Annotated in this window: 1 protein-coding gene and 1 pseudogene; both read left to right on the top strand. The window is 43.5% G+C overall.

The genetic code is table 11. The annotated features are described in order from the left end of the window. Nucleotides 1-491, top strand: a 491-nt coding sequence (locus A3757_RS23955) for an IS3 family transposase (RefSeq protein ID WP_156506544.1), incomplete at its 5' end; no start/stop codon positions are given. A gap of 322 nt (nt 492-813) precedes the next feature. Beyond that, nucleotides 814-995 (top strand): annotated as a pseudogene (locus A3757_RS23950) (sigma-70 family RNA polymerase sigma factor); the annotation flags it as partial.

The raw sequence follows: 995 nt of genomic DNA, 5'->3' as shown, positions 1-995 counted from the left end.
CAGAGCCATTGAAAGAACCGATTCGAGCCAACCAAATTTGGTCTATGGATTTTATGCATGATCAATTGGCCGATGGACGTAAATTTCGTCTGTTTAATGTGATTGATGATTATCGACGTGAAGGCATTGCGATTGAAGCAGGCTTCTCTTTGCCTACGATGAGAGTCACTCGTGTACTCAACCAGTTGCTTGAATGGCGTTCCAAGCCGATAGCTATTCGATGCGATAATGGGCCTGAGTTTATCAGTCATGAGTTTGTCTCATGGGCAAAGAATCATGATATTCGGATTGAATATATTCAGCCTGGCAAGCCACAACAGAATGCTTATATCGAACGCGCAAACAGGACCATTCGTTATAGCTGGCTCAGCAAACATCTTTTTGAAACGCTTGAAGAGGTCCAAGACTATGCAACAAACTGGTTATGGTTTTACAATCATGAAAGGCCACATAAAGCTAACGGAGGCAGGCCACCGTTAATGGCTGCATAACTTCTACTTTTAGCTTCGGTTAAAAATGGGAGGATTACCATTTGAGTGTAAGTATCACTGATTTTGTGCCTGATTGCGTATTCCGCGCGAACCTGATCGCTCGTTGCGATTCAAAGTGATCACCTGTTGCGACGGAACGTGATCACTCATTGCGATTCAAAATGACTCACTTTTAGCTGTTATCGCAAACGGTGATCGAGTAATCGCAACGACTGATCACCATCAATCACAAACTCCTTCCATGCATTGAAACTCAATTTGTCGAGCACGTTATTCTTAGCGCTTTTAAGCCGAGAGTACGATGCCAAACAAGAGATTAGCAATGCGACACATTAAAGATATTCTCCGCCTCAAACTCGAGGCAAAACTGAGTCATCGAAATATTGCCCGCAGCTTAGGAATCGGCGTAGGCACTGTTTCCACTTATGGAAAAAGAGCGGTTGATGTTGGGCTAACCTGGCCACTTCCAATAGAGATGACTGACAATGAACTAGAACGTTTATT

Source organism: Oleiphilus sp. HI0117, assembly GCF_001635235.1.
Note: the sequence above shows the minus strand (reverse complement) of the source record. Positions and strands in the feature narration are given on the sequence as shown.